We start from the raw sequence: 2,903 nt of genomic DNA on the forward strand, positions 1-2,903 counted from the left end.
GTCAACGTGGCCGATAGTGCCGACGTTAACGTGGGGAAGGGAACGATCAAACTTTTCCTTAGCCATCGATACAGTCCTCCGCAGAAGAAATAGTCACTACGCTGATAAAACAAAGGCAGATATTTTCATATCTGCCTTGTTTATATGGAGCTCTTGAGCGGACTTGAACCGCTGACCTCACCCTTACCAAGGGTGTGCTCTACCAACTGAGCTACAAGAGCGAAACTCTTTGTGCCAAAACAGCAAACTTGGAGCGGGTAGCGGGAATCGAACCCGCATCATCAGCTTGGAAGGCTGAGGTTCTACCACTAAACTATACCCGCGGAGCTTGCAGCTCTCGCTAAAACTGGTGGAGGGAGAAGGATTCGAACCTTCGAAGCTCTCGCAACGGATTTACAGTCCGTCCCCTTTGGCCGCTCGGGAATCCCTCCAGACGTGCCGGGCATTCTATTTACCTGCCGGCCTGTAGTCAAGCATTTTTTTCAATTAAATCTGAAAGTTAGCTGCTTTGACTACGCTTCCGGTACTACCACCTGAGCGGTGTTCCCTGCGAAGCGGGCGCCATTCTATCAAGCTATTCGCCAGTTGCAATACCCTGGCAGAAAATAATTTTATGTTTTAAGTCTTTGAAATCACTGGAAAGACTGGCAATGACCGCCTCATCCAGCAAACGCTCGCTATCAGGGCTGACCTTGAGCCAGAAGCCGTCCGCGCCAGCCAACTGCCCCTGCACGGGCTGAGCGGCGATATCCAGGCTCAGCAACCGCTGGCGCAAGGCCACGAGTTCATCCTGCCCGGTAAATCCCCCCACCACCAGGCACTCATCCCTGCGCCTGGCGGGAGCCGCCGCTCCCGTCTCCCGAAGCAGGCGGATCTCCTGCTGACTTCCCTTGTAGAGGGAAAGGGGTGCAACTTCCTTGACCCGTACCGGCGCCTCCTGCTGGTGCCACACGTAATAGACGGCATTTAGCACTACCAACAGCAGAAACAACCAACGCATAGGCACCTCAACTCAAGGGGCAGGCCATCGCCAGGCCAACAAAGACCAGGTCCGGTACAACCCGCGCGCCAGGTGCAGACACCTGGACCAGGGGCGCATCGCCTCCCGTGAGGAAGACGCTGAACTCATTACCCCACAGCGCGCGCGCCTGATCGATCTGCGTACGGGCGAACCCCTGCAGCATCAGCACGCACCCACGTTCGACTGCCTCGACCGTGGAACGCCCGGGCTCAAGACTGCTCAATGCTCGCTCGGCCGAGGCATCGTCATAACGAATACGGCGGGTATGGGTCCGCAGCTGGCTACGCATCAGAGGCATCCCCGGACAGATATATCCACCCAGGTGCTGACCATCCGCCGCCACGAAGTCCGCCTTGGCGGCTGTGCCAAAATCCATCACCAGGCAAGCCCCTTTGGCCAGGTGGAATGCACCGAGGGCGGCCAGCCAGCGATCCATGCCCAGGCGCTCATGATCTTCATAGCCATTGCGTACTCCCGCCATTTCAATGACAGGACGCGCAACCTGCACGTCAACAGCGAAGGCTTGCCTGATCGCCCCGCACAGCGCATCGGTTTCTTCCTCGCTGCGCACGCTGACCATCCGTGCACCCGCCAGGCGCGCGGCAGCCAGCCCTCCGACAGCGGCCAGCAGCGCCTGATCCGAATCGACGATACCGCCACCCACAATGGTGGCATCCGCGGCATGAATCACACGCCACTTGATAAAGCTATTACCGCAATCCAGCTCAAGAATCATCGCGCAACCTCAACCCGAGCTCTCCACCACTGAAGCTCTTCTCCACACCCTCAACATCCATGCGTAGACCGCCCTGCCCGTCCACACCCAGCACAATGCCATCGACCGTCTGATTGCCGGCGATCAGCGAGACCTTGCGCCCCTGCCACAGATGCGCCTGCTCCCATTCCTCCTGGAAAGCAGCGAAACCATAGCGACGATGGCGTGAAAGCTCATGCTGCAATTGCTGGTTCAACTGCGCAACCAGACGATTGCGATCAATGAGATCGCCAGTCTCCCGACGCATCGATGTCCATTGCTGGTCGACCTGATCATTGCTCTGCATGTTCACATTGATGCCGACACCTAGCACGACGTGACAGACATCCGCGGGGTCGCCAACCAGCTCCAGAAGAATGCCGACAATCTTCTTGTTAGCTACAAGAACGTCATTGGGCCATTTCAGCCCCGCTCCCTTTACACCGAACGTATGCAGCGTGCGCATTACCGCGAGGCCAACGACCAGACTCAGCCCCTCGAGCTGGCGCATGCCACCCTCTACCCGGAGCACCAGGCTGTAATAGAGATTCTCAGCGAACGGGCTGACCCAGTGTCGGCCGCGCCGACCACGACCAGCACTCTGGCGCTCGGCGAGCACCAGGAAGGGAGCTGCTTGCCCCTTCCCAATCAGACGCAGGGCCTCGGCATTGGTCGAATCTATCGAGTCATGGACAAGAACAGGCCATTGCTCACCCTGCGTGAATGCAGCAATCGCCGACGCCTCGAGCAGGCTCAATGGCGTAGCGAGCTGGTATCCACGACCACGCACCTTGTGAATGGTGAGGTTCAGCTCGCTTTCGAGGTGCTGCAGCTGCTTCCACACAGCACTGCGGCTTACCCCCATGGCTTCCCCCAGGGCCTGGCCAGAATGAAATCGGCCATCCTTGAGGAGATTCAACAACTTCAGCATGCCAGTCTCGACTTGGAATAAGGCTGGCATGATAGCCACGGGCTGCTGGATTGCATAGGAAAAGGGCAGGGATATCCCCGCGAGAAAGGGAGGGCGCCGATGTGTCCCGTGGCGTGCGCGGTGTCGGCGCGGGGGAGCGATGAGATCTGGCGAACGCCAGAAAGACAAAACCCCTACCTGCTCGCGCAGATAGGGGT

Annotated in this window: 3 protein-coding genes, 3 tRNA genes and 1 pseudogene; all 7 read right to left on the reverse strand. The window is 58.4% G+C overall.

Features of this window, described 5'->3' with window-relative positions; translation table 11 throughout:
• Nucleotides 1-66, reverse strand: a pseudogene (locus tag IAE40_RS25850) (GTP-binding protein); the annotation flags it as partial.
• 79 nt (nucleotides 67-145) lie between these two features.
• Nucleotides 146-221: transfer RNA gene (locus IAE40_RS25505), tRNA-Thr, on the reverse strand.
• A 28-nt stretch (nucleotides 222-249) separates the two neighbouring features.
• A tRNA-Gly gene (locus IAE40_RS25510) sits at nucleotides 250-323 on the reverse strand.
• Between the two features lie 24 nt (nucleotides 324-347).
• Nucleotides 348-431, reverse strand: a tRNA-Tyr gene (locus IAE40_RS25515).
• Between the two features lie 143 nt (nucleotides 432-574).
• A complete protein-coding gene (locus IAE40_RS25520) occupies nucleotides 575-1,000 on the reverse strand; it encodes a hypothetical protein (protein ID WP_063542473.1) in 426 nt (141 codons plus the stop codon).
• A gap of 7 nt (nucleotides 1,001-1,007) precedes the next feature.
• Nucleotides 1,008-1,757, reverse strand: coding sequence for a pantothenate kinase (locus IAE40_RS25525; protein WP_197893508.1), 750 nt, complete (start codon nucleotides 1,755-1,757; stop codon nucleotides 1,008-1,010).
• Nucleotides 1,747-2,706, reverse strand: a complete 960-nt coding sequence (birA, locus tag IAE40_RS25530) for a bifunctional biotin--[acetyl-CoA-carboxylase] ligase/biotin operon repressor BirA (RefSeq protein ID WP_054895649.1) — start codon at nucleotides 2,704-2,706, stop codon at nucleotides 1,747-1,749. Before birA ends, IAE40_RS25525 begins: the two co-directional genes overlap by 11 nt.
• Nucleotides 2,707-2,903: the final 197 nt, after the last annotated feature.

The sequence above is a fragment of the Pseudomonas sp. S44 genome (genome assembly GCF_016624805.1).
Classification (GTDB): domain Bacteria; phylum Pseudomonadota; class Gammaproteobacteria; order Pseudomonadales; family Pseudomonadaceae; genus Aquipseudomonas; species Aquipseudomonas machongensis.

Coding starts and splice junctions, on each gene's coding strand:
- IAE40_RS25520 (WP_063542473.1), bottom strand. CDS start 1,000: ATGCGTTGGTTGTTTCTGCTGTTGGTAGTGCTAAATGCCGTCTATTAC.
- IAE40_RS25525 (WP_197893508.1), bottom strand. CDS start 1,757: ATGATTCTTGAGCTGGATTGCGGTAATAGCTTTATCAAGTGGCGTGTG.
- birA (WP_054895649.1), bottom strand. CDS start 2,706: ATGCTGAAGTTGTTGAATCTCCTCAAGGATGGCCGATTTCATTCTGGC.